1 rRNA gene (running past both ends of the window) is annotated in these 2,500 nt (G+C 54.1%); it reads left to right on the top strand.

Annotated elements, in window-relative coordinates:
• Window positions 1–2,500 (top strand): 23S ribosomal RNA (locus Q9R17_RS08020) (it extends past both window edges: 365 nt to the left, 13 nt to the right).

Genomic DNA, 2,500 nt, shown 5'->3' with positions numbered 1-2,500 from the left:
GGGCACGTGAAACCCTGTCTGAACATGGGGGGACCATCCTCCAAGGCTAAATACTACTGACCGACCGATAGTGAACCAGTACCGTGAGGGAAAGGCGAAAAGAACCCCGGAGAGGGGAGTGAAATAGAACCTGAAACCGTGTGCGTACAAGCAGTAGGAGCCCGCAAGGGTGACTGCGTACCTTTTGTATAATGGGTCAGCGACTTACTGTTCGTGGCAAGCTTAACCGTATAGGGGAGGCGAAGGGAAACCGAGTCTGATAAGGGCGCATAGTCGCGGGCAGTAGACCCGAAACCGGGTGATCTAGTCATGCCCAGGGTGAAGGTGCGGTAACACGCACTGGAGGCCCGAACCCACTCCCGTTGCAAAGGTAGGGGATGAGGTGTGATTAGGAGTGAAAAGCTAATCGAACCCGGAGATAGCTGGTTCTCCTCGAAAGCTATTTAGGTAGCGCCTCATATGTATCCTCTCGGGGGTAGAGCACTGTTATGGCTAGGGGGTCATCGCGACTTACCAAACCATTGCAAACTCCGAATACCGAGACGGACTGTATGGGAGACACACGGCGGGTGCTAACGTCCGTCGTGAAAAGGGAAACAACCCAGACCCACAGCTAAGGTCCCAAATTTTGTGCTAAGTGGAAAACCATGTGGAAAGGCACAGACAGCCAGGAGGTTGGCTTAGAAGCAGCCACCCTTTAAAGAAAGCGTAATAGCTCACTGGTCGAGTCGGTCTGCGGGGAAGATTTAACGGGGCTAAGCACAGAACCGAAGCTTGGGGTGCATAACTTTGTTATGCGCGGTAGAGGAGCGTTCCGTAAGCCGTTGAAGGTGGATTGAGAAGTCTGCTGGAGGTATCGGAAGTGCGAATGCTGACATGAGTAACGATAATGCGGGTGAAAAACCCGCACGCCGAAAGCCCAAGGTTTCCTTGCGCAACGTTAATCGGCGCAGGGTGAGTCGGCCCCTAAGGCGAGGACGAAAGTCGTAGTCGATGGGAAGCAGGTTAATATTCCTGCACCTCGCGTAAGTGCGATGGAGGGACGGAGAAGGTTAGGTGTACCAGGCGTTGGTTGTCCTGGGGAAAGGCGGTAGGTTTGGATCTTTGGCAAATCCGGGATCCTTTAAGACCGAGCACCGAGACGAGCCTTTATGGCGAAGTCACTGATACCACGCTTCCAGGAAAAGCTCCTAAGCTTCAGCTTACGCAGACCGTACCGTAAACCGACACAGGTGGGTAGGATGAGAATTCTCAGGCGCTTGAGAGAACTCGGGTGAAGGAACTAGGCAACATGGCACCGTAACTTCGGGAGAAGGTGCACCCTTGATGGTGGCTCATGCGAGCACAAGCTATCGAGGGTCGCAGTAACCAGGCCGCTGCGACTGTTTATCAAAAACACAGCACTCTGCAAACACGAAAGTGGACGTATAGGGTGTGACGCCTGCCCGGTGCTGGAAGGTTAATTGATGGGGTCAGCCGCAAGGCGAAGCTCTTGATCGAAGCCCCAGTAAACGGCGGCCGTAACTATAACGGTCCTAAGGTAGCGAAATTCCTTGTCGGGTAAGTTCCGACCTGCACGAATGGCGTAACGACAGCGGCGCTGTCTCCACCCGAGACTCAGTGAAATTGAAATCGCTGTGAAGATGCAGCGTTCCCGTGGCAAGACGGAAAGACCCCGTGAACCTTTACTATAGCTTTACACTGAACGTTGAGTTCGTCTGTGTAGGATAGGTGGGAGGCTATGAAACTGTGGCGCTAGCTGCAGTGGAGCCATCCTTGAAATACCACCCTGTCGTGCTTGACGTTCTAACCTGGGCCCATTATCTGGGTCGGGGACCGTGTATGGTGGGTAGTTTGACTGGGGCGGTCTCCTCCTAAAGAGTAACGGAGGAGCTCGAAGGTACGCTCAGCGCGGTCGGACATCGCGCACTGTGTGCAAAGGCATAAGCGTGCTTGACTGCAAGATCGACGGATCAAGCAGGTAGGAAACTAGGACTTAGTGATCCGGTGGTTCTGTATGGAAGGGCCATCGCTCAACGGATAAAAGGTACTCCGGGGATAACAGGCTGATACCGCCCAAGAGTTCATATCGACGGCGGTGTTTGGCACCTCGATGTCGGCTCATCACATCCTGGGGCTGTAGTCGGTCCCAAGGGTATGGCTGTTCGCCATTTAAAGTGGTACGCGAGCTGGGTTCAGAACGTCGTGAGACAGTTCGGTCCCTATCTGCCATGGGCGTTGGAGATTTGAGAGGGGCTGCTCCTAGTACGAGAGGACCGGAGTGGACGAACCTCTGGTGTTCCGGTTGTCACGCCAGTGGCATTGCCGGGTAGCTATGTTCGGAAGCGATAACCGCTGAAAGCATCTAAGCGGGAAGCGCGCCTCAAGATGAGATCTCCCGGGGCACAAGCCCCCTGAAGGAACCATGTAGACTACGTGGTTGATAGGTCAGGTGTGTAAGCGCAGCAATGCGTTGAGCTAACTGATACTAATGATCCGT

Source organism: Stenotrophomonas sp. 24(2023) (assembly GCF_030913365.1).
GTDB lineage: Bacteria > Pseudomonadota > Gammaproteobacteria > Xanthomonadales > Xanthomonadaceae > Stenotrophomonas.
Note: the sequence above shows the minus strand (reverse complement) of the source record. Positions and strands in the feature narration are given on the sequence as shown.